Origin of the sequence: Bacillus sp. AK25, from assembly GCF_048270685.1 — a bacterium.
In the GTDB taxonomy this organism is placed as follows: domain Bacteria; phylum Bacillota; class Bacilli; order Bacillales; family Bacillaceae; genus Bacillus; species Bacillus altitudinis.
Window position 1 is genome coordinate 22,991 of the sequence record NZ_JBLUWC010000001.1, and the last position, 23,459, is coordinate 46,449.

The window sequence follows — 23,459 nt, forward strand, 5'->3', positions numbered from 1 at the left end:
AAAAGGAACAAACACTCGATCTGGCATGGATACATATACTAAACTATCATCTAAAACATTCTTAATTTTGTATACAATTGAAAGCGCTAGGGCATACTGAAGCTATAAGTGGAGGTGTCACAATGAGCAAAAAAGAGCGAGAAGCAATTTGTTTGATTTGTGAAGAGAAAAAAACAAAGGGAATTTATTTATATCATCAGTTTTTATGCCGAGATTGTGAACGGAAGTTAATTTCTACATCAACCTCGGATCCTAGTTATGCTGATTATGTAAGAAAGCTTAAAAATCTTCATACGCCGCCTTTGTATTCATAGACCATTAGATGGTCTTTTTTTATGGGCAATCGGGGATTGGGCCTGTTTTTTGGAACTTAGTTTGGACATCAACCGTAATAAATAATAAGATAAACAGAGAGCCTGATTATTCATAGGAGTCGATGAACATGAAATCAATTTTTTACACATTTGTATGGGCCGTTCTCTCTACTCTTTTTTCGCTGGTGATTTTAACTGTCAGTATTGGTGTTTTCCATCATCATGTTGGATTGTCGATACTGTATGCGATGATTGGGTGGGGTGTGATGTTTGCAGGAAGCCGATGGGCTGCCTTCCAGTTGTTTTTGAAGAAACACGGACTGTCTCGCAGTGATTATGTATATATTAAGCAGCACTTAAAAGAAGCTGGGCAAAAGCTGGTTCGTTTGAAGAAAGCTTTATTTGCTGTGAAGAACGTACAGACGATCAAGCATAATTATGAAATTCTTCGGCTTGCACGACGTATCTATACGATAACAAAAAAGGAACCGAACCGGTTTTATGATGCACAGCGGTTTTATTTTGAGAGTTTGGATTCTGTTGTTGAATTAACTGAGAAATATGCACTGCTGTATAATCAGCCGAATCGTAGCCATGAGCTTGAAATGACATTAAGCCAAACTCGAGTCACGCTGACTGAACTGCAAAAGCAATTAACGAATGATTTACAGCAAGTTTTAGGAAGAGATATAGAAGCACTTCATATTGAACTTGAAGTGGCCGATAAAATGATTAAAAAATAGATATGAAAGGAGTCAAACTCGATGCAACCAGAAGATCCAGTCATACCACCAGCCCCATCTACTACAGATCTTCCGTTTCGGGTGTTTGATACCTTATCTGATGAGGAAAAGCAGGAGGCGCTACAGCGAGCTGAGAAGATCCCTGACCATCCACAAAAACTGCTTTTCTATGGCACACGTGTGCAGGAACAATTGTTAGAACAATCAAAACAAATGATGCAATATGTGGAGAAAAAAGATATTGACCAAATCGGAGACGTTCTAGAAGCTTTTTTACAGCAACTGCATTTAGTGGAGCCAGAGGATTTATTGCCAAAGAAGCGAGGCTTTTTTTTAAGGTTGTTTCAGCGAGAAAAGCGTTCAACTCAGGAGATCATATCTCGTTTTAAACAAGCAGAAGCACAGATAGAAAGATTGTCAGCAAGGCTTCGTTACGCAAGAGGCGTGCTAATTTCGGACCATAAGTTATTGGAGCGTTTATTTGAAAAAAATCAATCATACTTTCAAGAGATGACGTTACAGGTTGCAGCAGTTGAAGCAAAATTGACGCTGTTAGAGCAACATGCCCTAACAGAATCACAGTCACATGATCGGACATTAGAGGAACAATTGATGAATCGGGAAGTCGATGAAGAAGAATATATGGAGAGATTAAAAGAACGTAAGTATGATTTGTTGTTGAGCCGTCAAATCGCACTGCAATGTAATGCCCAAATTCGAATGATTCAGCAAACAAACCATACATTAGCCAATCATATTCAATCAACTGTTTCCGCATCAATTCCTTTATGGATCAACCAAATGTCGATTGCGTTCAATCATATTCAGCAGCGAGCCAATACAGCGCTTGAACAGCGTATCCAGCAAACATATGAACAGGTATCGAAGCAGCAAGGACAGCTGCTTGAAGATGCATCCTTAACGCCTATAGATACGTTGAAAAAGGTTCAGCGCCAATTGGCCGAAACATTGCAGGAAACGTTGCAGGTAAAAGAACATGGGAGCCAAGAACGAGCTCAATTAAAAAGTAGTATGTATGAGGCAGAGCAGAAGCTGGTGAATCATAAACCAATAAAGGAATGAGAATCCATCTTTCAGTTCACTTGTTTGAACGTTATAATAGATATAAGATATCGTTTAAGTGAAAAGGGTCGATTTGTTTGAAAACACCTTTATATACAGCATTATCACAACATGCGGAAAAGAAGCCCTATTCTTTTCACGTTCCGGGACATCACAATGGAGATGTCTTTTTTGATGAGGCACGGTCCTATTATGCATCCATTCTTCAGCTGGATGTGACAGAACTTGAAGGTCTAGATGATCTTCACCATCCGACTGGGGTGATTCAAGAGGCAGAGGATTTATTGGCAAAGCTATATGGAGCTAAACAAAGTTTTTTCCTTGTGAATGGCACAACTGTTGGCAATTTGGCAATGGTGATGTCTGCGTGTCAGGCTGGGGAGGGCATTTTCGTTCAGCGAAATTGTCATAAGTCTGTGTTCCATGCGATTGAGCTTGCGGGAGCGACGCCTATTATGTTAGAAACTGAGAGTGATCCGTACTTGCACGTCCCAACCCATGTGACGGAGGAAACAGTCAAACAAGCTATGGAGACACATCCTAACTGTCGGGCAATCGTTTTGACATATCCGAACTACTACGGACATGCAGCTGATTTATCAGGGCTCATTCAAATGTGTCATGAAGCTGGCATCATTGTATTAGTTGATGAGGCGCATGGTGCTCATTTTGTATTAGGCGGTGCCTTTCCTCCATCTGCCCTTTCCTATGGAGCAGACGTGGTGGTACAATCAGCACATAAAACCCTTCCGGCAATGACGATGGGGTCTTATCTCCATCTGCAAGGAGAACGAATGGATGTGAAGCGGATAAAGACGTTATTAACGATGCTTCAAAGCAGTTCACCTTCCTATCCAATTATGGCTTCGTTAGATGTGGCGAGAGCTTATGTGGAGGAGTTGAAGGGAAAAGGGTTAATGGACGAAATCATGAGAGACTTGGCAAAGCTGAAAGCACAGTTCAATATGATCTCCAATCTCGAAGTGGTTGAGTCTGACTCTTTACCTATGGATCCATTAAAATGTGTCATTCGTTCAACAAAAGGGCTGACAGGCTATGAACTCAAAAAGGTGCTTGAGTCGGTGGAGGTTCACCCAGAACTTGCGGATGAACATCAAGTCTTACTCGTTTTTGGTCTAGGACAGAAAAAGGACGTTCCTTTTACAGCTATAGAGCAGGCTCTTCAGCAAAGTGATTCATTGCTTGTAAAAAAAGAGCCTCAAACGGGAACGCTCTTCTTAGAGCACGATCAGCAGAAGCGAGATGTAGAAGCTGTTCCATTCGAAAAAGCAGCTGGCCGGATTAGTGCAGAATCGGTCATTCCCTATCCGCCTGGCATTCCTTTGATGATTAAAGGAGAACCGATTGAATCAGATCAAATTGCGACGTTAAGCCGTTTGCTTGGGCATCAAGTTCATGTGCAAGCAAGTCAGGTGATTCACCAGAGAAAATTATATGTTTATATAGAAGAGGAGACACTATGAGCGGTATGTTTATTACGTTTGAAGGGCCTGAGGGTGCTGGAAAAACGACAGTGATTCGAAAAGTGTACGAAGAAATGGAACGTCAAGGCTATGCAGTGATGGCGACACGTGAGCCCGGAGGCATTGACATTGCAGAGCAAATTCGTGAAGTGATTTTAAATGAAAAAAATACAAAAATGGACGCAAAAACAGAGGCACTGCTTTATGCAGCAGCTAGAAGGCAGCATTTGGCTGAAAAAGTAGAACCGGCATTGAAGCGGGGGGAAACTGTTTTATGTGATCGTTTTGTCGACAGCTCCCTTGCTTATCAGGGCTATGCGAGAGGGCTTGGGATTGAAGAAGTCAAATCCATTAATGATTTCGCCATTGATGGCACGATGCCACAAATGACCATTTACTTTTCCATTACACCAGAGGAAGGTCTAAAGCGAATTGATGCCAATCAAGGAAGAGAAAAAAATCGATTAGACATGGAAACACTGAATTTTCATCAAATGGTCAGAGAAGGATATGAGCTTCTGATTGCGCAATCACCAGAACGATTCCGTGTAGTAGATGCGTCTCAGCCTGTTCAGGATGTCTTTAATGAAGTGTTTCAGCTGATTCAGGACACATTAAAGAAAAATCAAATATGACCTCATTCCCAATCGTTGTTATAATATAGAGGAAGACATCGGCATGTCACCTGTGCCTAAAATGAAGGAGGCCATTCAAATGAAATTAATTGTTGCCGTTGTACAGGATCAAGATAGCAGCAAGTTATTGAAAATATTGACTGAACATCAATTCGGCGTGACAAAATTAGCTTCGACTGGTGGATTTCTAAAGTCTGGGAATACGACTTTTATCATTGGTTGCGATGATGTCCGAGTGGATAAAGCGTTACAGCTAATCAAGGAAAATTGCCGTAAACGTGATCAAATGATCGCGCCTGTATCACCAATGGGTGGAAATGCAGATTCATATGTACCATACCCTGTTGAGGTTGAAGTTGGTGGAGCTACCGTCTTTATTCTGCCAGTTGAACAATTTCATCAATTTTAAGGATGGGTTGCTGTGAAAATTAATCAAGATATGCGGCTGCTTTTAGAAAAGCGTGAACTTCAAGCGATGAAAGGAAGCCAAACTTCAGCATCGTTTAAATCATCGATGGAGACACAAAGCGGTAAAATGCGTTTAGAGCAGCTGACAGTCATGCTGAGCGATATCGAAGTCTTCGGCAAGAAACTGACAAAGTCACGAAACCTTAAAGATTTGGCTAGGTTTAAAGGACTTGTGAAACGCTTTGTAAAAGAAACAGTCGATAATGGATTAAATATAGAGACATCAAGGAGCTTTGACATTTATGGCAACACGCGAACACTCGCTTTAGTCAAAGCATTAGATGAAAAGCTGATTGAGTTAACAGAGGATATGATGAATCAAGAGAAACCCTCGATTGATTTGCTTGAACGTATTGGAGAAATAAAAGGTTTATTGATTAACCTTTACACATAGAGAGTGATAACATGGCAATTAGCTGGGATGACATGAATGAGTTGCAGCCGCGCGTCATGCGGCTGATTTTTAATAGTATTGATAAAGACCGACTGGCTCATGCTTATTTATTTGAAGGAAAAAAAGGGACAGGAAAGCTAGATGCTGCGATGCTTTTAGCGAAGAGCTTTTTTTGTTTGGAAGCAGGAGTGAAACCATGCGAGTCCTGTCAAAACTGCAAAAGAATCCAGTCTGGCAACCATCCAGATTTACATCTAGTGCAGCCTGACGGTCAATCAATTAAGAAAGCGCAAGTGCAGGCTTTGCAGGAGGAATTTACAAAAGCAGGCGTAGAATCGCATCGGAAAATGTATATCATTCTCCATGCGGACAAAATGACGGTCAATGCTGCGAACAGTTTATTAAAGTTCCTAGAGGAGCCCAACCGGGAAACGATGGCAGTTTTAATCACTGAACAATCGCATAAAATGCTGGATACGATTATTTCAAGATGTCAGATGCTTAGCTTTCAGCCGCTGCAGCCGCAATCTTTGGAGCAGCAGCTTTTACAAGAAGGCGTGTCTCAGGACCTCGCAAGGCTTTTGTCGAATTTAACCAATAATTTAGCAGAAGCACTCGAATTAAGTCGAAATGATCAGTTTGCAGAGTCTAGAGCGAAAGTGATAAAATTGTATGAAGTCTTACACCAGCGAAAAGAACATGCATTTTTTTATATACAAGATCAATGGATGCCTTTTTTCAAAGAGAAAGACCTTCAAGAAACTGGTCTTGATATGCTTTTATTTATATATCGTGATGTATTGTCGATTCAAATAGGAAATGAAGATAAAGTCATTTATCAAGACTTATTCCAGACAATGAAGCAGCACGCGCTGCATTCCACACAGCAGATGGTGACGAATCAGATCCTTGCTGTATTAGAAGCGAAAAAGAGACTTCAATCCAACGTGAATGCCCAAGGGCTAATGGAGCAATTGGTGTTGATGTTGCAGGAGGGATAAGCTTGTACAACGTAATTGGTGTTCGCTTTAAAAAAGCGGGCAAAATCTATTATTTCGATCCTAATGGATTTCATATAGAAAATGATAGTTGTGTCATTGTAGAAACAGTCAGAGGTGTTGAGTACGGGCAAGTGGTCATCGCCAATAAAAAAGTAGATGAACACGATGTGGTTCTCCCTTTGCGTAAGGTGATTCGCGTCGCAGACGAACGAGACCGGCTCATCGTTGAGGAGAACAAAGAAGCAGCGATGGCAGCCTTTGACACATGTCTTCAGAAAGTAAGTGAACACGGCCTGGAAATGAAGCTGGTCGATGTCGAATTTACATTCGACCGCAACAAGGTCATCTTCTATTTTACAGCGGATGGCAGAGTAGATTTTCGTGAGCTGGTCAAGGATCTTGCATCTATTTTTAAGACAAGAATTGAACTTCGTCAAATCGGTGTAAGAGACGAGGCAAAAATGCTAGGCGGCATTGGTCCGTGTGGACGTATGCTTTGCTGTTCAACTTTCTTAGGAGATTTTGAACCTGTGTCCATTAAAATGGCAAAAGATCAAAACCTCTCGTTAAACCCTACCAAAATTTCAGGGCTTTGCGGCCGTTTAATGTGCTGCTTGAAATATGAGAATGATGAGTACGAAACAGCAAAAGAACAATTACCGGACATCGGTGAAACGATTCAGACGTCTAATGGCTCTGCAAAGGTAGTAGGGCTTAATATTTTAGAACGAATTTTGCAAGTTGAATTAACCGGGCAAGAAAAAGTGATAGAATATACTTGGGAAGAATTATTACAAGAAGGCGTTGTATCTGCACAAACAACTGAGTAACGAGGTGTGCCACCTTGGATAAAAAGGAACTATTTGATACGGTGATTAATTTAGAAGAACAAATCGGTTCTCTTTATCGCCAGCTAGGTGATTTGAAAAATCATATTGGTGAAGTGATTGAAGAAAATCATCAGCTGCAGATGGAGAATCAGCACTTGCGTGAACGTCTGGATCAATCCGATCGAGATAAATCGTCTGAGGCAGAGCATGATTCTGCCCAGAAGCCAAGTCATTCTGATATAGGAGAAGGTCATGATAACCTCGCTCGTTTATATCAGGAGGGCTTCCATATTTGTAATGTACATTATGGGAGCATTCGGAAAGAGGGAGACTGTTTGTTCTGTCTGTCATTTTTAAATAAAAAATGAGAAAAGGCTTCCGCTGAATCGGGAGCCTTTTTCACAGGAAAAGAAAGGATACATCATGGTTTCGTTAAGAGAAGATGAACGTTTAGACTACTTGCTTGCAGAAGATATGAAAATTATTCAAAGTAAAACGGTGTTCGCCTTTTCATTGGATGCAGTGTTATTAGCAAAATTTGCGTATGTGCCGATTCAAAAAGGGGAGATTATTGATCTTTGTACGGGAAATGGCATCGTTCCATTGCTGCTTTCGACGAGATCTAAAGCCTCTATTACAGGGGTTGAAATTCAAGAACGCCTGTTTGATATGGCAAAGAGAAGTGTGGCGCATAATCAACTGGAGCAGCAGATTGAGCTCATCCATGGTGATTTAAATGATATGCCTAAACGGTACGGAAACCACAAAGTAGACGTGATTACTTGTAATCCGCCATATTTTAAGACTCCTTCTAAGGATGAAATCAATGAAAATGAGTATTTGGCGATCGCACGTCATGAGATTCACTGCACATTAGAAGATGTCATTCGTGTTTCTTCCACTTTGCTAAAGCAAGGAGGCAAACTGGCAATGGTTCACCGCCCTGGACGGCTGCTTGAGATAATTGAAATGATGAAGAAATACCGAATTGAGCCAAAACGAATTCAATTTGTATATCCGAAACAAGGAAAAGAAGCGAATACCATTTTAGTGGAAGGGATGAAAGATGGAAAGCCGGATTTGAAAATCCTCCCGCCGCTTTTTGTTTATGGAGAAGACCAAGAGTATACAAAAGAAATCAGGACGATACTGTATGGAGAAGCATAGTCATTATTTCTATGTATTGAAATGTGCAGATGGCAGTTTGTACGCAGGGTATACAAATGACTTACAAAAAAGGCTGACTGCCCATAATAGTGGGAAGGGTGCAAAGTATACGAGAGCTAGACGGCCAGTGGAACTCTATTACCACGAATGCTTTTTAACCAAAAGAGAAGCCATGCAACAGGAATATCGTTTCAAAACGTGGACACGTCGAAAAAAGGACATGTATATAGAAGAAAAGCGAATCAAAAAGGAGGCGGCACATGAAAAAGACACAGAAAAGCTTTGATGGTCAATCAGAAATGGGTATTCTTTATCTCGTACCAACCCCGATTGGAAACTTAGAAGATATGACATTTCGAGCGATACAAACGTTAAAAGATGTAGACTATATTGCCGCAGAAGATACGAGACAAACGAAAAAGCTTTGTCATGTCTATGAAATTGATACCCCATTAACGAGTTATCATGAACATAACAAAGATAGCAGTGGTCACAAGTTAATCGAATGGTTAAAAGAAGGAAAAAACATTGCACTCGTGAGCGATGCCGGTTTACCGACGATCTCTGATCCAGGAGCCGAAGTGGTTCGAGACTTTACGAACATCGGAGGCTATGTCATTCCGTTACCTGGTGCAAACGCAGCACTTACGGCGCTCATTGCGTCAGGAATTGCACCACAGCCATTTTTCTTTTACGGTTTTCTTGATCGTCAAAAAAAGGAAAAGAAAAAACAGCTGGAAGCATTGAAGAAACGCCAAGAAACAATTATTTTCTATGAAGCGCCCCATCGGTTAAAGGAAACGCTGACTGTGATGAAAGAAGTGTGGGGGAACCGGAATATTGCCATTACGAGAGAACTGACAAAGAAATTTGAAGAGTTTATTCGTGGAGATTTAGAATACGCGCTGACTTGGGTGACAGAACAACAAATCCGTGGTGAGTTCTGTCTCGTCGTACAAGGAAATGATCAGGATGAAGAAGAACTGAATGAAGAAGCTTGGTGGAATTCTTTATCTGAAAAAGAGCATGTGATCCATTACATAGAGGAAGGGTTAACGTCAAAAGAGGCTATTAAACGTACTGCGGTCGAACGTGGTGTGCCAAAGCGGACGATCTATGATGCGTATCATATTGAACAATAAAGAAAGGTTCTTGCAAACGGTGCAAGAACCTTTTTATATAAAACTTATTTTTGTGATTGAAGTTGGTTTTGGATTTCGTTAATGATTTGCTCTGCACCTTCACGGCTAAGAACTAATTTACCATTAGCAAGTTTAAGGTTATCGTCTGATACTTCACCTGTTACTTGGCAAGTCATGTTTGGTTTATATTTTTTTAGGATAATTTTTTCATCATCAACATAAATTTCCAAAGCGTCTTTTTCTGCGATTCCTAACGTACGGCGAAGCTCGATTGGAATCACCACGCGTCCTAATTCGTCAACTTTACGTACAATACCTGTAGATTTCATCTTCATTCTCCTCCCAAAAAGTTCTTATTCTTAATATAATATTATCTTCGTCATTATTCGACAAATTCCTTACATTCCTAGCATAACAAGGTTTCCATAAATCGTCAATCATTTTGTTTACTATTGTTTGTAAAATATGACTCTTAAAGTCAAAGGACCTTGAAACTACCGGTGTATAAGGATTTTTCAGAATTTATCTATAAAAATATGAAAAATGAAGATAACAGATTAACAAGACTTTTGCCCTAATTTAGACAATTGTAAATCTGGAAATAGATTTCATACGACAATATTCGACAAAATGTCGAGCGGTTTGTCGTTTTTTTCGAAAAACTCATCTTTTTCGTTCATTTCAATCTGTTCTATGTATATATGCTTGATCTTAAAGGCTAAGATGGTATCATAGAGAAAGCACAAGTGCAAAACATAATGAAATGATCTGACACATTTTAATGAAGTATGATGACCGCTCTCGTCCATTGGGCGGGAGTTTTTGACATTTACACACAAGCAGGAGGTTCCGACATGCCGGAAAAGAAAAAAACGTTTTATCTGACTACACCAATTTACTATCCGAGCGGAAAATTACATATTGGACATGCTTATACGACAGTGGCAGGGGATGCCATGGCTCGTTATAAACGTCTGCAAGGCTATGATGTGATGTATTTAACGGGTACTGATGAGCACGGACAAAAAATTCAGCAAAAAGCTGAAGAACAAAATATTACACCGATTGAGTATTTAGATCCGGTCGTTGCTGACATTAAATCATTATGGAAGAAACTCGACATTTCAAACGATGATTTCATTCGTACAACGGAAAAAAGACATACGAAAATCATTGAACAAGTCTTTCAAAAGCTGCTTGATCAAGGAGATATTTATTTAGATCAATATGAGGGCTGGTACAGTATTCCTGATGAAACATTCTATACGGAAACACAGCTTGTTGATGTTGAGCGAAATGAGAAAGGGGAAGTCATTGGAGGGAAAAGCCCAGACAGTGGACACCCTGTTGAATTGATTAAAGAGGAATCATATTTCTTCCGTATGAGTAAGTATGCTGATCGCTTACTAGACTATTACGAAAAGAACCCGTCGTTCATTCAGCCTGAATCAAGAAAGAATGAAATGATTAATAACTTCATTAAACCGGGGTTAGAGGATTTAGCTGTATCAAGAACAACCTTTGATTGGGGCATTAAAGTACCTAATAATCCGAAGCACGTCATCTATGTATGGATTGATGCGTTATTCAACTACTTAACAGCGATTGGCTACGGAACCGATCAAGATGAAAAATATAAAAAATATTGGCCTGCCAACGTACACCTAGTCGGGAAAGAAATTGTACGATTCCATACAATTTACTGGCCAATTATGCTGATGGCACTTGATCTGCCGTTGCCAAAACAAATTTTTGCACATGGCTGGCTGCTCATGAAAGATGGCAAAATGTCTAAATCAAAAGGGAACGTAGTAGATCCTGTTACGTTAATTGATCGCTATGGTCTTGATGCTCTTCGTTATTACCTGCTACGCGAAGTACCATTTGGTGCAGACGGTGTGTTTACACCAGAAGGATTCGTGGAACGTGTAAACTATGACCTTGCCAATGATTTAGGAAACTTGCTTAATCGTACAGTGGCGATGGTGCAAAAATACTTCGACGGTACATTAAGCAGCTATAAGGGACCAGTCAATGAGTTTGATGAAGAACTAAAAGCTGTAGCTGAACAAACGGTGAAAGCCTATGAAGAAGCGATGGAAAACCTCGAATTCTCGGTGGCTCTTTCGAATGTTTGGACATTAATCAGCAGAACGAATAAATATATTGATCAAACAGCTCCTTGGGTATTAGCGAAGGATGAAACAAAACGAAAAGAACTGCATTCTGTGATGTACCATTTAGCAGAATCACTTCGAATCACAGCTGTATTGTTAACACCATTCTTAACAAAAACACCTGAGAAAATCTTCTTCCAGCTTGGAATTGAAGAAGAGAAACTCAAAAGCTGGGAAAGCATTCTTTCTTTCGGTGCGATTCAAAAAGCGACGGTACAAAAAGGTGAGCCATTGTTCCCTCGTTTAGAGGTTGAAGAAGAAGTGGCATACATTAAAGAGAAGATGCAGGGAAGTGCGCCTAAGGTAGAAGAAGAGACAGTTGAAATAGAAGAAACTGAATTACCTGAGCTGGGTGCCGAAATCGCCTTCGATGATTTTTCGAAAGTTGACCTTCGTGTAGCACAAGTATTGGAAGCAGCACCAGTGAAAAAAGCTGACCGTCTCTTAAAGCTTCAGCTTGATTTTGGATTTGAAAAGAGACAAATTGTCTCAGGGATTGCCAAGCACTATCAACCAGAAGAATTGGTAGGGAAGAAGCTCGTCTGCGTAGCGAATCTCACACCAGTTAAACTAAGAGGGGAAATTTCCCAGGGAATGATTTTAACTGGAGAAACTAGTGGTAAATTGCAGGTTCTTGAAGTAGATCAATCTCTAGCAAATGGAACGAAAATTTTATAATTTAACAAAGGTGTTCCACGTGTAACATTTCGTCGAACACCTTTTGTTTTTCAGAAGAATTGTCGAAAGGAGCAATCAACCATGTTATTTGATACACATGCCCACTTAAATGCTGAACAATATAATGAAGACTTAGACCAGGTGATTGAAAGAGCCAAAAGTGAAAAGGTAGAGAAGATTGTGGTGGTCGGGTTTGATCGTCCAACCATTACGAGAGCGATGGAGCTAATTGAAGCATATGATTTTATGTATGCAGCCATCGGCTGGCATCCTGTTGATGCCATTGATATGACAGATGAAGATTTGGCTTGGATCAAAGAATTATCTCAGCATGAAAAGGTTGTTGCCATTGGAGAAATGGGTCTAGATTACTATTGGGACAAGTCGCCAAAAGATGTGCAAAAAGAAGTCTTTAGACGTCAAATTGCTCTTGCAAAAGAAGTGAATCTGCCAATCATCATTCATAACCGTGACGCTACGGAAGATGTAGTGACGATCTTAAAAGAAGAAGGAGCGGCAGAAGTCGGAGGAATTATGCACTGCTTTACTGGCAGCCTCGAAATTGCAAAAGCGTGTATGGAAATGAACTTTTATATCTCATTCGGTGGACCTGTGACATTTAAAAATGCGAAAAAACCGAAAGAAGTTGTAAAGGATATTCCAAGTGATCGTCTTCTGATTGAGACAGACTGCCCGTATTTAACTCCAGCGCCATTTAGAGGGAAACGAAATGAGCCGAGCTATGTGAAATATATCGCAGAACAAATTGCTGAATTGCGTGAAATGAGCTTTGAAGAGCTTGCTGCATTGACAACAGAAAATGCGAAAAAAGTTTTCCGTATAAACTGACAGTATATGATGTCAATCCTTGTTTAAGCTTGTCCAATTGTGAAACATAACGAAAAAGTTCTACACGTTTGCGCCTCCTCATAGGATAAGTTGTCGATAAGTCTTTCTTCCCTTCCTTCCAAAAATCTCCCATAATAGGTTTACAATCGAGCATTTTTGTACAGTGGGTGGAAGGGTTGACAGGTTTTGAGATACTCTATATAATCTCTCCGAGGAGAAGGAGGCGTTTTTCATCGTACAAAAAATGAAAAATCTGTTTTCTGTCAAGCTAGGAAAAGGCAAGGTTTTATTTCTAGTCGCTTGCTTGCTTTTAGCTGGAACTGGGACGGCTTACGGTGCGCATGAGCTCACCAAGCAGTCTATTACCATTTCAATCAATGGCAAAGAGAAGACAATTCGTACACATGAAGAGACAGTAGCACAGCTGCTTTCAGACCTTGGAATAAGGACCAGGGCGGAGGATCATATCTCTCCAAGTCTAAATACAAAGATTCAAGACAACATGAACATTGTGTATGATGCGGCTATACCGGTTCATCTCACCCTAGATGGGAAAGAGAAAACGATATGGACAACAGATCAGACGGTTGGAGCATTATTGAAGAATGAGAAGATAGATATTGGGAAGCACGATCAAGTAACTCCAGGAAAGAATGACAAGATTAAAAAGAATATGGATCTTGTGGTTCAGCAGGCCTTCCAGGTCAGCTTAAACGATGGAGGAAAGGATAAGAAAGTGTGGACCACTTCGACTACGGTCGCTGACTTTTTAAAGCAACAAGAGCTGAAGCTCAAGAAGCACGATAAGATCAAACCTGCGTTACATAGTCACCTTTCTAAAAAAAGCGCAGATGTGAAGATCACTCGGGTGGAAAAAGTCACCGATGTAGTGGAAGAGAAAATTGCTTTTGATACCAAACATAAAAAGGATCGATCTCTTGAAAAAGGAAAAGAGAAGGTGCTTGAAAAAGGTGAAGAAGGCAAATTGAAGAAGCACTATGCCATTGTGAAAGAAAACGGCAAAGTGGTGTCTAAAGAATTAATTAAAGAGGTCACTGCAAAAGACAGTAAGGATCGTTTAGTGGCCGTTGGTACACAAGTGTCCAAGAAAGAACCTAAAGCGTCCCCTGCGGTTTCAAGAAGTAATGAATCGTCAGGAAAAGAGTTCTATGTGACGTCCACAGCCTATACAGCGGGCTGTGCTGGATGTACGGGCAGAACGTCTACAGGATTTAATTTAAAAGCAAACCCGGGTGCAAAGGTCATAGCAGTTGATCCGAGTGTCATTCCGCTGGGCTCTAAAGTGTATGTGGAAGGCTATGGGTATGCCGTTGCATCAGACACTGGATCTGCTATAAAAGGGAATAAAATTGATGTGTTCGTCCCAAGTAAGTCGGCAGCTTATCAATGGGGAAATAAACGAGTGAAAATTAGAGTGCTCAAATAAACACATCAAATCATTTATATGAACAGAGGGCTTTGCGCACCCTCTGTTTTTTTGGTTATAATAGAAGCACTGTTTTCTAATTAATTAGACGCAAAAACAGCATGGAAGGTTTCATTTTTTGACAAAAAAATGTAGATTGTTTTTGCAAGCGGAGGAATACATGAAAATCAAAGAAATCATTGTGGTGGAGGGTCGTGACGACACTGCTAGAGTAAAGATGGCCGTTGATGCAGATACGATTGAAACGAATGGATCTGCCATTGGCGATACAGTCATTCAACAAGTGCGTCTTGCTCAGGAGACGAGGGGGGTTATCATTTTAACTGATCCTGATTTCCCTGGGGAAAAGATCCGTAAAACCATCGCAGAGGCTGTCCCTGGCTGTAAGCACGCCTTTTTACCAAAACACCTTGCGAAAGCGAAGCGGGACAAAGGAATTGGTGTCGAGCATGCTTCCTTGGATAGTATTCGAGAATGCCTTGCACATGTCCATGAGGAAATGGAAGAATCAGAAAGCGAGATTACGTTAGACGATTTATTTGACGCAGGCCTTATCGGAGGCGAAGCTTCAAAACGCCGCCGCGAACGATTAGGTGTGCTTTTAAATATAGGATATACAAATGCGAAGCAGCTGCAAAAGCGTCTTCACATGTTCCAAATAACGAAAGAGGATTTTATTGCGGCCTTAAAGACCGTTATGCAGGAGGAAGCCGATGAATAAAGATATTGCGACGCCCATCAGAACGAAGGAAATACTGAAGAAGTACGGTTTCTCTTTTAAAAAGAGCTTAGGGCAAAACTTTTTAATTGATACGAATATTTTAGATCGCATTGTCGATCATGCAGAGATTACGGATGAGACCGGTGTGATTGAAATTGGCCCTGGTATCGGTGCGTTGACTGAACAGCTCGCTAAACGGGCAAAGAAAGTCACGGCTTTTGAAATCGACCAGCGCCTATTGCCGATTTTAAACGATACGCTTTCTCCATATGATAATGTCACCATTATTCATCAAGACGTATTGAAGGCAGATGTAAGAAAGGTGATTGAAGAACAGTTTGCTGACTGTAAAGAAGTAATGGTCGTAGCAAACCTTCCTTACTATGTGACGACACCAATTATTATGAAATTGCTTGAAGAAAACCTTCCATTGAAAGGGATTGTCGTCATGCTTCAAAAAGAAGTAGCAGATCGCATGGCTGCTGTTCCTTCATCAAAAGAATACAACTCTTTGTCGATTGCAGTGCAATTTTATACAGAAGCGAAGACGGTCATGGTTGTGCCGAAAACGGTTTTCGTCCCACAACCAAATGTGGATTCAGCGGTAATCAAACTAACTGTTCGTGAAACGCCTGCGGTCTCAGTAGACAATGATACGTTTTTCTTTCAACTGATTCGTGCGAGTTTTGGCCAGCGCCGGAAGACATTGATGAATAATTTGATGAACAATCTGCCAGATGGCAAGAAACATAAAGCGATCATTGAAGAAGCCCTTGTAACAGCTGAGGTTGATGGGAAACGCCGTGGTGAATCATTATCAATCGATGAATTTGCCCGTTTGTCCAATGTTTTACACAAAGCCCTTTCATAAGGGCTTTTCAGCGTGTAGACAAACCCTCGCATTCGGTGTCAGTCCTGCGCGCTGGTACTCACGAATGTCAAATTCGCTCCGTGCCAATGCTCGTTCTTCCTAGACTGCAAAGGTTTTCTATCACGCTGAAAAGAAGAAAAAGCCCTTTCATAAGGGCTTTTTTCTTTTGGTTTTCACCACTTCACCTGTTCAGGCATAGGCTAGAAAGAACAACACACCTGAAAGAAGAACAAATGTAGCGTAAGACGATACCAACAGGATAAGAGCCTGATTGTGGAGTGAAAAGCATGCAATTTCAAATAGGAGATATGGTGACGAGGGCATCCTATCAGATGGATATTATGTTTCGTATCATTCGAATTGATGAGACAGACCAGCACGAAGCCACCGCCATTTTGCATGGGAATGAAGTGAGGCTGATCGCCGATGCGAAGATGTCAGATTTGGTCTTGATTCAAAAAGAGGAGCAACTGACAAGAGAGAAGGACGATGAACGGAAAATTAACGAATCGCTCGACTTACTCAGGCAAGATTATCAGCTGCTTCGTGAAAAACAAGAGTATTATACGTCTGGACAATATCAGCATCAGGAGCAGTATTTTCATATGCCCGGAAAGGTTCTGCATTTAGATGGAGATGCTTCATACTTAAAGAAATGCTTAGATGTATATGAAAGAATCGGTGTACCTGTGTATGGTGTGCATTGCCACGAGAAGAAAATGCCAAGCATGATTGATTCATTAATTGATCAATATCGGCCTGATATTTTGGTCATCACAGGACATGATGCGTATTCTAAACAAAAGGGCGGTGTACACGATATCGGTGCATATCGTCATTCTCGTCATTTCGTTGAAACGGTTCAAAAGGCAAGAAGGAAGGTTCCGCATTTAGATCAACTCGTAATCTTTGCAGGTGCCTGCCAATCTCATTTTGAATCATTAATTCAAGCAGGTGCTAATTTTGCAAGCTCACCCTCACGTGTCAACATTCATGCACTTGACCCCGTCTATATTGTTGCCAAGATCAGCTTCACTCCATTTGTAGATCGAATCAACGTGTGGGATGTGCTCCGAAATACACTGACGAGAGAAAAAGGTCTCGGAGGGATTGAAACAAGGGGTGTTTTAAGGGTAGGTATGCCATATAAAAGAGACCATGAATCGACATAACCCGACTGATTTCAGTCTGGTTTTTTTTATGCTCAAAAAGAAATTTCATATGAATACATAATTCACCGGAATTTGAGAAAAATAGGGAGGAGAAAAGGTAGAAGTTTGTCAAAATTATTTTGTTGACAATGGCTCGTGTTGGTTGATATAATTTAATTTTTATTTGACAAAAATGGGCCGTTGTTGTATAATTATCTCAGTGAGGTGGATGCAATGGCGAAGACTTTGTCCGACATCAAAAGATCGCTTGATGGTAACTTAGGTAAACGTTTGACGTTAAAGGCTAACGGAGGCCGCCGAAAAACAATTGAGCGTTCGGGCATTTTAGCTGAAACGTACCCTTCTGTTTTTGTGATTCAATTAGATCAAGATGAGAATTCGTTTGAAAGAGTTTCTTACAGTTATGCAGATATACTGACTGAGACGGTCGAATTAACGTTCGATGATACCGCTAGCTCAGTCGCCTATTAATGGGCAGTGAACTTTTTGTTTACTGCTTTTTGTTTTGCCTTTTTTTCTGTATGGGAGGCTGTCCATTATTTGAAAGGGGTAAAAGGCAGGAATCGATGCAAAATAAGAAAGCCACAAAGGAGTGGCGATGATTCGAATTCTCGACCAAAGGGGCTGTTTCGTTTGGGTAGACGCCGAGGCATTATGTCAGATGAGTTCAAATACGAGCTGGCGAAGGATCTTGGATTTTATGATACCGTCAAAAATGGAGGCTGGGGAGAGATTCGTGCGCGTGACGCAGGAAATATGGTCAAACGTGCCATTGAATTAGCTCAACAGCACATGGCTCAAGAAGAGAATCAACGATAAAGAAATGATCAGGGATACCTCGGGTGTCTCTGGTCTTTTTTGCTTGAAAAAGTGAGTGTGCTGGGGGCAAAAGCCAATATTCATCAGATCCATCAAATGTGATACAATATTGATACTTATGTTTAGATGGAGAAGTAGGTGAAATGTTTGCGTATTTTAGAAAAAGCACCGGCAAAAATTAATCTCTCACTTGATGTTCATGGAAAAAGACCGGATGGATATCACGAAGTGGAGATGGTGATGACAACAATAGATCTTGCAGATCGACTAGAGCTGACGGAGCTGGACAAAGACGAAATCCGTGTATCATCTCATAATCGTTTTGTGCCAGATGATCAACGGAATTTGGCTTATCAGGCAGCTAAATTATTAAAAACAAGATTCGGTATTCAAAAAGGCGTATCGATTGTCATCACAAAAGCAATTCCCGTCGCAGCAGGTTTAGCTGGAGGCAGCAGTGATGCCGCAGCAGCGCTTCGCGGCTTAAACCGTTTGTGGAAGTTAAATCTCACGTTAGATGAACTAGCTGAGCTTGGAGCGGAGATTGGCTCAGATGTCTCTTTTTGTGTACACGGAGGGACAGCGCTAGCGACAGGACGTGGAGAGAAACTAAAGCACATTGCGACACCGCCGCATTGCTGGGTGATTTTAGCGAAGCCGGTGATTGGGGTATCTACAGCTGAGGTCTACAGACAATATGACGCAAGCAAAGTAGAACACCCAAATGTACAGCGTATGATTGAAGCAATTGAAGCGAAAGATTATAAAGAGATGTGCGGCTCACTCGGTAACGTGTTGGAATCTGTGACATTAAAAATGTATCCGGAAGTCGATATGATTAAGAGACAGATGAAGCGTTTCGGAGCAGATGCTGTATTAATGAGCGGCAGCGGGCCAACTGTATTTGGCTTGATTCAATATGAATCTAAGGTACAAAGAATATATAACGGACTGAGAGGATTTTGTGATCAGGTTTACGCTGTCCGCATGATCGGCGAACAAAATACCCTTGATTAAATCCGTATATTAAGTTATATTATTCATAAATTATTCGGGTTCTGGGGGTAAGTTCATGAAGTTTCGTCGAAGCGGCAGATTGGTGGACTTAACAAATTATTTGTTAACCCACCCGCACGTACTAGTACCTTTAACTTTTTTTGCAGAGCGATATCAATCTGCAAAGTCCTCTATTAGTGAAGACTTAACGATTATCAAACAGACCTTCGAACAGCAGGGAATAGGAACTTTACTTACTGTACCTGGCGCTGCTGGCGGAGTGAAATATATTCCAAAGATTCATTTAAAAGAAGCAGATGAAGTGGTCAACGATATCGGAGAGGCATTATCAACTCCTGAACGTGTGCTTCCTGGCGGCTATTTATATTTAACTGATGTTTTAGGCAATCCATCGATTCTTGCGAAAATCGGTAAGCTTTTTGCGACCATTTTTTCGGATCGACCGATTGATGTTGTCATGACTGTTGCGACGAAAGGTATTCCGATTGCCTATTCTGTTGCAGGTTATTTAAATGTGCCTGTTGTGATCGTTAGAAAAGATAATAAGGTAACTGAAGGATCAACTGTGAGTATTAATTATGCATCAGGTTCTTCTAACCGAATTCAAACCATGTCACTTGCAAAGCGGAGCTTAGATAAAGGATCCAATGTGTTGATTATTGATGACTTTATGAAAGCAGGCGGAACCATTAATGGCATGATGAATCTTCTAGAGGAATTTAATGCAAATGTTGCAGGGATCGGTGTTTTATTAGAAGATGAAGGCGTAGATGAACGTCTTGTCGATGAATATGTATCACTTTTAAAGCTTTCAACCATTGATATGAAGCAGAAAATCATTGAGATTAATGAAGGTAATTTCCACGAGTTTTTTCATTCGAAAGCTTAAGCTTTGATCAAACATGTATTTGAATGGGAGAGATTGATATGACAAAAGTTGTTCAAACCAAAAACGCGCCAGCAGCCATTGGACCTTACTCTCAAGGGATTATCGTCAATAACATGTTTTACAGCTCAGGGCAGATTCCATTAACGCCAGCTGGAGATTTTGTGAATGGAGATATTAAAGAACAAACACATCAAGTGTTTCATAATCTTAAAGCCGTCCTTGAAGCAGCGGGTGCTTCCTTTGAAACAGTCGTGAAAGCAACGGTTTTCATTAAAGATATGGAACAATTCGCTGAAGTGAATGAAGTGTACGGTGAATACTTCCATACACATAAGCCAGCTCGTTCGTGTGTAGAAGTAGCCAGACTTCCAAAAGATGCACTTGTAGAAATTGAAGTTGTGGCATTAGTGAAATAAACAGGCCATCTCTTTGGAGGCCGTTTGGTTTCATTATATGTATGAAAAGGCATCGTCATGATGTCTTTTTTCACGCAACCGATGTAAGCGTCGTCATTAAAATGACAAAAAATGTATAAATATCCCGATATTTCAAAAAAGTTTAAAAAAAGAGCAGGAGAATCACCACAATCGTTGAATACCTAATTAATGCTTTTATATTGGGAAAAGGTGGTGAACTACTGTGGAAGTTACTGACGTAAGATTACGCCGCGTGAATACCGATGGTCGCATGAGGGCGATTGCATCCATCACGCTGGACCACGAATTTGTTGTTCATGATATTCGTGTGATTGATGGAAACAATGGCTTGTTTGTTGCAATGCCTAGCAAACGTACGCCTGATGGAGAGTTTCGCGACATTGCACATCCAATTAATTCAAGCACTAGGGGTAAAATCCAAGATGCTGTTTTAAATGAGTATCATCGCTTAGGCGAAGAGGAAGAGACAATTGAATATGAAGAAGCTGGAGCTTCTTAAAGATATGTGAACCTAAAAAGACAGCTTTAAGAGAAAATGAATGTTTTCTTTTAAATGCTGTCTTTTTTGCGTTTTTCCTCATGATTCTTTTAGGTTTCAACCATTAGAAAATTAATGTACTTCCTCTTGTATCCTTGAAATCAGTCCTTATTTAGGATATATTTTTCTATGGATAATAGGGATATTGGAGGCCAATCAATGGATAAGCGGTTCGCAGTGATTTTAGCAGCGGGAAAAGGAACAAGAATGAAGTCAAAGTTATACAAAGTACTTCATCCAGTTTGCGGAAAGCCAATGGTCGAGCATGTGGCAGATCAAGCGTTAAAGCTATCTTTAGCCAAGCTTGTTACGATTGTCGGTCATGGAGCAGAGGACGTCAAGAAGCAGCTTGGGGACAGAAGTGAATATGCACTTCAAGAAGAACAGCTGGGAACAGCACATGCCGTCAAACAAGCTAAATCGTTCCTCGCGCAGGAAAAGGGAACAACCATTGTCATTTGTGGAGATACACCATTATTGACAGCGGAAACAATGGAAGCCATGTTAAGTGAGCATCAAAAACAACAAGCGAAAGTGACGATTTTGACAGCACACGCGGATGATCCAACAGGTTATGGACGTATTCTTCGTGATGAAACAGGTGCTGTAGTAAAAATCGTCGAGCATAAAGATGCAAGTGTTGCTGAACGTCAAGTGAATGAAATTAATACTGGAACCTATTGCTTTTCAAATGAAGATCTCTTCCGTGTGATTGAGCAAGTGTCAAATGAAAATGCACAAGGTGAATACTATTTGCCAGATGTCATTGAAATTCTAAAGAATGAAGGACAGACGGTTGCAGCGTATCAAACACCGCATTTTGAAGAAACACTTGGAGTCAATGATCGTATCGCTCTATCACAAGCAGAGCAATTCATGAAGCGACGTATTAATCATCAGCATATGAAGAATGGTGTAACCTTGATTGATCCTGAGAACACGTATATCTCGCCAGATGCAGTCATTGGTGAAGATACAATGATTTATCCTGGGACGGTCATCAAAGGGAATGTAAAGATTGGTGCAGATGCCACAATCGGTCCGAACACTGAAATTGTTGATAGCGTAATTGGAAATCGGACAGTCATTAAGCAGTCTGTTGTCTGCGATAGTGAAGTTGGGGTAGATGTGACAATTGGACCGTTTGCTCATATTCGCCCGTTGTCGAAAATTGGCGATGAAGTGAAGATCGGAAATTTTGTCGAAATCAAGAAAACAGTTTTCGGTGACCGAAGCAAAGCATCTCATCTAAGCTATATTGGAGATGCAGAGGTCGGAACGGATGTAAACCTTGGTTGTGGATCCATTACAGTTAATTATGATGGGAAGAACAAATTCTTAACGAAGATTGAAGATGGCGCATTTATTGGCTGCAATTCAAATCTCGTTGCACCAGTCACTGTCGGAAAAGGGGCATATGTTGCAGCCGGTTCAACGGTTACAGAAGATGTACCGCAGGATGCATTGTCTATTGCTAGAGCAAGACAAGTCAATAAAGAAGATTATGTGAAAAATATTCATAAAAAATAATCCAAATACCCGGAGGTTTACCATGTCTAATCGTTATGCTGATGCGAATTTAAAGATATTCTCTTTGAATTCAAACCCTGAACTTGCCAAAGAAATTGCCGATCGTATCGGAGTTGATGTAGGAAAGAGCTCTGTTAAACGTTTTAGTGACGGTGAAGTCCAAATCAATATTGAAGAAAGTATCCGCGGCTGTGATTGTTATGTTATTCAATCTACTAGTGCGCCAGTCAATGAGCACATTATGGAGCTACTCATTATGGTAGATGCACTAAAACGCGCTTCTGCGAAAACGGTCAATATTGTCATCCCTTATTACGGATATGCACGTCAAGATCGTAAGGCAAAACCTCGTGAGCCAATCACGGCGAAGCTTTTTGCGAACTTACTTGAAACAGCAGGTGCTACACGTGTCATTGCACTTGACCTTCATGCGCCGCAAATCCAAGGTTTCTTTGATATTCCAATCGATAACTTAATGGCTGTGCCAATTTTAACAAACTATTTTGAACAGAAAAACTTGAATGATATCGTTGTTGTGTCTCCTGACCACGGTGGTGTTACGCGTGCGCGCAAAATGGCGGACCGCCTGAAAGCACCAATCGCCATTATCGACAAACGTCGTCCGAAGCCGAACGTGGCTGAAGTGATGAACATCATTGGGAACATTGAAGGCAAAACGGCGATTCTCATCGATGATATCATTGATACAGCTGGTACGATTACACTTGCTGCAAATGCACTTGTGGAAAATGGAGCGGCTGAAGTCTATGCTTGTTGTACTCACCCAGTATTGTCTGGACCAGCAGTAGAACGTATTACAAACTCTAAAATTAAAGAATTAGTTGTGACAAACAGTATTCACTTAACAGATGACAAGAAAGTTGGAAAATTCATTCCGCTTTCAGTTGGGCCTTTGCTTGCAGAAGCCATCATCCGTGTACATGAAGAAGAATCTGTGAGCTACCTTTTCAGCTAATTTTCTGATTGGAAAAGGCCCTAGGCATCAGCTTGGGGTCTTTTTGCTGTGATAAATGAAAGCCAAACATGTTTAAA

At 40.8% G+C, this 23,459-nt stretch carries 28 protein-coding genes; 27 read left to right on the forward strand and 1 reads right to left on the reverse strand.

Going from position 1 to position 23,459, the window contains the following annotated elements; all coding sequences use genetic code 11:
• Window positions 1-122: 122 nt before the first annotated feature.
• The 13 genes from ACNO7B_RS00115 to rsmI all read left to right on the forward strand — a co-directional run bounded on the left by ACNO7B_RS00115 (window position 123) and on the right by rsmI (window position 9,261).
• On the forward strand, window positions 123-314 hold the full coding sequence (locus ACNO7B_RS00115; RefSeq protein ID WP_017359334.1) for a sigma factor G inhibitor Gin: 192 nt from the start codon (window positions 123-125) through the stop codon (window positions 312-314).
• 128 nt (window positions 315-442) lie between these two features.
• The gene (locus ACNO7B_RS00120) at window positions 443-1,057 is read left to right on the forward strand and encodes a 5-bromo-4-chloroindolyl phosphate hydrolysis family protein (protein WP_017359333.1); all 615 of its coding nucleotides are present in this window, start codon (window positions 443-445) and stop codon (window positions 1,055-1,057) included.
• 21 nt (window positions 1,058-1,078) lie between these two features.
• On the forward strand, window positions 1,079-2,140 hold the full coding sequence (locus ACNO7B_RS00125; protein WP_410685592.1) for a toxic anion resistance protein: 1,062 nt from the start codon (window positions 1,079-1,081) through the stop codon (window positions 2,138-2,140).
• 77 nt (window positions 2,141-2,217) lie between these two features.
• The gene (locus ACNO7B_RS00130; protein WP_417901023.1) at window positions 2,218-3,624 is read left to right on the forward strand and encodes an aminotransferase class I/II-fold pyridoxal phosphate-dependent enzyme; all 1,407 of its coding nucleotides are present in this window, start codon (window positions 2,218-2,220) and stop codon (window positions 3,622-3,624) included.
• Complete coding sequence (gene tmk, locus ACNO7B_RS00135; protein ID WP_007496237.1) at window positions 3,621-4,259, forward strand: dTMP kinase; 639 nt, start codon at window positions 3,621-3,623, stop codon at window positions 4,257-4,259. Before ACNO7B_RS00130 ends, tmk begins: the two co-directional genes overlap by 4 nt.
• Before the next feature lie 79 nt (window positions 4,260-4,338).
• Window positions 4,339-4,668: a cyclic-di-AMP receptor gene (locus ACNO7B_RS00140; RefSeq protein WP_012008640.1), complete on the forward strand. Its 330-nt coding sequence runs from the start codon at window positions 4,339-4,341 to the stop codon at window positions 4,666-4,668.
• A gap of 12 nt (window positions 4,669-4,680) precedes the next feature.
• On the forward strand, window positions 4,681-5,121 hold the full coding sequence (locus ACNO7B_RS00145; RefSeq protein ID WP_008341898.1) for a YaaR family protein: 441 nt from the start codon (window positions 4,681-4,683) through the stop codon (window positions 5,119-5,121).
• 11 nt (window positions 5,122-5,132) lie between these two features.
• Window positions 5,133-6,122: a DNA polymerase III subunit delta' gene (holB, locus tag ACNO7B_RS00150; RefSeq protein WP_007496231.1), complete on the forward strand. Its 990-nt coding sequence runs from the start codon at window positions 5,133-5,135 to the stop codon at window positions 6,120-6,122.
• Between the two features lie 2 nt (window positions 6,123-6,124).
• Complete coding sequence (locus ACNO7B_RS00155) at window positions 6,125-6,952, forward strand: PSP1 domain-containing protein (RefSeq protein ID WP_007496230.1); 828 nt, start codon at window positions 6,125-6,127, stop codon at window positions 6,950-6,952.
• Between the two features lie 14 nt (window positions 6,953-6,966).
• Entirely contained in the window at window positions 6,967-7,320 is a 354-nt protein-coding gene (gene yabA, locus ACNO7B_RS00160; protein WP_007496228.1) for a DNA replication initiation control protein YabA, read from the forward strand.
• 55 nt (window positions 7,321-7,375) lie between these two features.
• A complete protein-coding gene (locus ACNO7B_RS00165) occupies window positions 7,376-8,119 on the forward strand; it encodes a tRNA1(Val) (adenine(37)-N6)-methyltransferase (protein ID WP_039962495.1) in 744 nt (247 codons plus the stop codon).
• Window positions 8,106-8,405: a GIY-YIG nuclease family protein gene (locus tag ACNO7B_RS00170; RefSeq protein ID WP_019744059.1), complete on the forward strand. Its 300-nt coding sequence runs from the start codon at window positions 8,106-8,108 to the stop codon at window positions 8,403-8,405. The genes ACNO7B_RS00165 and ACNO7B_RS00170 overlap by 14 nt, the downstream gene beginning before the upstream one ends.
• Window positions 8,380-9,261, forward strand: coding sequence for a 16S rRNA (cytidine(1402)-2'-O)-methyltransferase (rsmI, locus tag ACNO7B_RS00175; RefSeq protein WP_008341890.1), 882 nt, complete (start codon window positions 8,380-8,382; stop codon window positions 9,259-9,261). The genes ACNO7B_RS00170 and rsmI overlap by 26 nt, the downstream gene beginning before the upstream one ends.
• 44 nt (window positions 9,262-9,305) lie before the next feature.
• On the opposite strand, the gene ACNO7B_RS00180 is transcribed toward rsmI, so the two are convergent.
• On the reverse strand, window positions 9,306-9,596 hold the full coding sequence (locus tag ACNO7B_RS00180) for an AbrB/MazE/SpoVT family DNA-binding domain-containing protein (protein ID WP_087975202.1): 291 nt from the start codon (window positions 9,594-9,596) through the stop codon (window positions 9,306-9,308).
• A 519-nt stretch (window positions 9,597-10,115) separates the two neighbouring features.
• On the opposite strand from ACNO7B_RS00180, the gene metG reads away from it, so the two are divergent.
• The 14 genes from metG to ACNO7B_RS00250 all read left to right on the forward strand — a co-directional run bounded on the left by metG (window position 10,116) and on the right by ACNO7B_RS00250 (window position 23,382).
• A complete protein-coding gene (gene metG / locus ACNO7B_RS00185) occupies window positions 10,116-12,116 on the forward strand; it encodes a methionine--tRNA ligase (protein WP_035704074.1) in 2,001 nt (666 codons plus the stop codon).
• A gap of 81 nt (window positions 12,117-12,197) precedes the next feature.
• Window positions 12,198-12,965: a TatD family hydrolase gene (locus ACNO7B_RS00190; protein WP_417901024.1), complete on the forward strand. Its 768-nt coding sequence runs from the start codon at window positions 12,198-12,200 to the stop codon at window positions 12,963-12,965.
• Window positions 12,966-13,209: 244 nt separating this feature from the next.
• The gene (locus ACNO7B_RS00195; protein ID WP_007496219.1) at window positions 13,210-14,412 is read left to right on the forward strand and encodes a G5 and 3D domain-containing protein; all 1,203 of its coding nucleotides are present in this window, start codon (window positions 13,210-13,212) and stop codon (window positions 14,410-14,412) included.
• 160 nt (window positions 14,413-14,572) lie between these two features.
• Window positions 14,573-15,133 carry a ribonuclease M5 gene (gene rnmV, locus ACNO7B_RS00200; RefSeq protein ID WP_008341876.1) on the forward strand — a complete coding sequence of 187 codons (561 nt, stop codon included), beginning with the start codon at window positions 14,573-14,575 and terminating at the stop codon, window positions 15,131-15,133.
• Window positions 15,126-16,004 carry a 16S rRNA (adenine(1518)-N(6)/adenine(1519)-N(6))-dimethyltransferase RsmA gene (rsmA, locus tag ACNO7B_RS00205; RefSeq protein ID WP_008341873.1) on the forward strand — a complete coding sequence of 293 codons (879 nt, stop codon included), beginning with the start codon at window positions 15,126-15,128 and terminating at the stop codon, window positions 16,002-16,004. Before rnmV ends, rsmA begins: the two co-directional genes overlap by 8 nt.
• Window positions 16,005-16,291: 287 nt before the next feature.
• Complete coding sequence (gene yabG / locus ACNO7B_RS00210) at window positions 16,292-17,176, forward strand: sporulation peptidase YabG (RefSeq protein ID WP_007496216.1); 885 nt, start codon at window positions 16,292-16,294, stop codon at window positions 17,174-17,176.
• Between the two features lie 213 nt (window positions 17,177-17,389).
• A complete protein-coding gene (veg, locus tag ACNO7B_RS00215) occupies window positions 17,390-17,647 on the forward strand; it encodes a biofilm formation stimulator Veg (RefSeq protein ID WP_003217979.1) in 258 nt (85 codons plus the stop codon).
• Window positions 17,648-17,809: 162 nt separating this feature from the next.
• The gene (locus ACNO7B_RS00220) at window positions 17,810-17,995 is read left to right on the forward strand and encodes a small, acid-soluble spore protein, alpha/beta type (protein WP_017366434.1); all 186 of its coding nucleotides are present in this window, start codon (window positions 17,810-17,812) and stop codon (window positions 17,993-17,995) included.
• A gap of 147 nt (window positions 17,996-18,142) precedes the next feature.
• Window positions 18,143-19,012 carry a 4-(cytidine 5'-diphospho)-2-C-methyl-D-erythritol kinase gene (gene ispE, locus ACNO7B_RS00225; RefSeq protein ID WP_017359321.1) on the forward strand — a complete coding sequence of 290 codons (870 nt, stop codon included), beginning with the start codon at window positions 18,143-18,145 and terminating at the stop codon, window positions 19,010-19,012.
• Window positions 19,013-19,067: 55 nt separating this feature from the next.
• The gene (gene purR / locus ACNO7B_RS00230; RefSeq protein ID WP_007496210.1) at window positions 19,068-19,901 is read left to right on the forward strand and encodes a pur operon repressor; all 834 of its coding nucleotides are present in this window, start codon (window positions 19,068-19,070) and stop codon (window positions 19,899-19,901) included.
• 38 nt (window positions 19,902-19,939) lie between these two features.
• The gene (gene ridA / locus ACNO7B_RS00235; protein ID WP_008341860.1) at window positions 19,940-20,317 is read left to right on the forward strand and encodes a 2-iminobutanoate/2-iminopropanoate deaminase; all 378 of its coding nucleotides are present in this window, start codon (window positions 19,940-19,942) and stop codon (window positions 20,315-20,317) included.
• Window positions 20,318-20,540: 223 nt separating this feature from the next.
• Window positions 20,541-20,837 (forward strand): septation regulator SpoVG, encoded by a 297-nt coding sequence (gene spoVG, locus ACNO7B_RS00240; protein WP_008357439.1) that lies wholly within the window; start codon window positions 20,541-20,543, stop codon window positions 20,835-20,837.
• Window positions 20,838-21,035: 198 nt separating this feature from the next.
• Window positions 21,036-22,406: a bifunctional UDP-N-acetylglucosamine diphosphorylase/glucosamine-1-phosphate N-acetyltransferase GlmU gene (glmU, locus tag ACNO7B_RS00245; protein WP_138824863.1), complete on the forward strand. Its 1,371-nt coding sequence runs from the start codon at window positions 21,036-21,038 to the stop codon at window positions 22,404-22,406.
• A gap of 22 nt (window positions 22,407-22,428) precedes the next feature.
• Window positions 22,429-23,382, forward strand: a complete 954-nt coding sequence (locus tag ACNO7B_RS00250; protein WP_003217907.1) for a ribose-phosphate diphosphokinase — start codon at window positions 22,429-22,431, stop codon at window positions 23,380-23,382.
• The last annotated feature ends 77 nt before the right edge of the window (window positions 23,383-23,459 follow it).

Coding starts and splice junctions, on each gene's coding strand:
- ACNO7B_RS00115 (WP_017359334.1), top strand. CDS start 123: ATGAGCAAAAAAGAGCGAGAAGCAATTTGTTTGATTTGTGAAGAGAAA.
- ACNO7B_RS00120 (WP_017359333.1), top strand. CDS start 443: ATGAAATCAATTTTTTACACATTTGTATGGGCCGTTCTCTCTACTCTT.
- ACNO7B_RS00125 (WP_410685592.1), top strand. CDS start 1,079: ATGCAACCAGAAGATCCAGTCATACCACCAGCCCCATCTACTACAGAT.
- tmk (WP_007496237.1), top strand. CDS start 3,621: ATGAGCGGTATGTTTATTACGTTTGAAGGGCCTGAGGGTGCTGGAAAA.
- ACNO7B_RS00140 (WP_012008640.1), top strand. CDS start 4,339: ATGAAATTAATTGTTGCCGTTGTACAGGATCAAGATAGCAGCAAGTTA.
- holB (WP_007496231.1), top strand. CDS start 5,133: ATGGCAATTAGCTGGGATGACATGAATGAGTTGCAGCCGCGCGTCATG.
- ACNO7B_RS00165 (WP_039962495.1), top strand. CDS start 7,376: ATGGTTTCGTTAAGAGAAGATGAACGTTTAGACTACTTGCTTGCAGAA.
- ACNO7B_RS00170 (WP_019744059.1), top strand. CDS start 8,106: ATGGAGAAGCATAGTCATTATTTCTATGTATTGAAATGTGCAGATGGC.
- rsmI (WP_008341890.1), top strand. CDS start 8,380: ATGAAAAAGACACAGAAAAGCTTTGATGGTCAATCAGAAATGGGTATT.
- ACNO7B_RS00180 (WP_087975202.1), bottom strand. CDS start 9,596: ATGAAGATGAAATCTACAGGTATTGTACGTAAAGTTGACGAATTAGGA.
- metG (WP_035704074.1), top strand. CDS start 10,116: ATGCCGGAAAAGAAAAAAACGTTTTATCTGACTACACCAATTTACTAT.
- ACNO7B_RS00190 (WP_417901024.1), top strand. CDS start 12,198: ATGTTATTTGATACACATGCCCACTTAAATGCTGAACAATATAATGAA.
- ACNO7B_RS00195 (WP_007496219.1), top strand. CDS start 13,210: ATGAAAAATCTGTTTTCTGTCAAGCTAGGAAAAGGCAAGGTTTTATTT.
- rnmV (WP_008341876.1), top strand. CDS start 14,573: ATGAAAATCAAAGAAATCATTGTGGTGGAGGGTCGTGACGACACTGCT.
- rsmA (WP_008341873.1), top strand. CDS start 15,126: ATGAATAAAGATATTGCGACGCCCATCAGAACGAAGGAAATACTGAAG.
- yabG (WP_007496216.1), top strand. CDS start 16,292: ATGCAATTTCAAATAGGAGATATGGTGACGAGGGCATCCTATCAGATG.
- veg (WP_003217979.1), top strand. CDS start 17,390: ATGGCGAAGACTTTGTCCGACATCAAAAGATCGCTTGATGGTAACTTA.
- purR (WP_007496210.1), top strand. CDS start 19,068: ATGAAGTTTCGTCGAAGCGGCAGATTGGTGGACTTAACAAATTATTTG.
- ridA (WP_008341860.1), top strand. CDS start 19,940: ATGACAAAAGTTGTTCAAACCAAAAACGCGCCAGCAGCCATTGGACCT.
- glmU (WP_138824863.1), top strand. CDS start 21,036: ATGGATAAGCGGTTCGCAGTGATTTTAGCAGCGGGAAAAGGAACAAGA.
- ACNO7B_RS00250 (WP_003217907.1), top strand. CDS start 22,429: ATGTCTAATCGTTATGCTGATGCGAATTTAAAGATATTCTCTTTGAAT.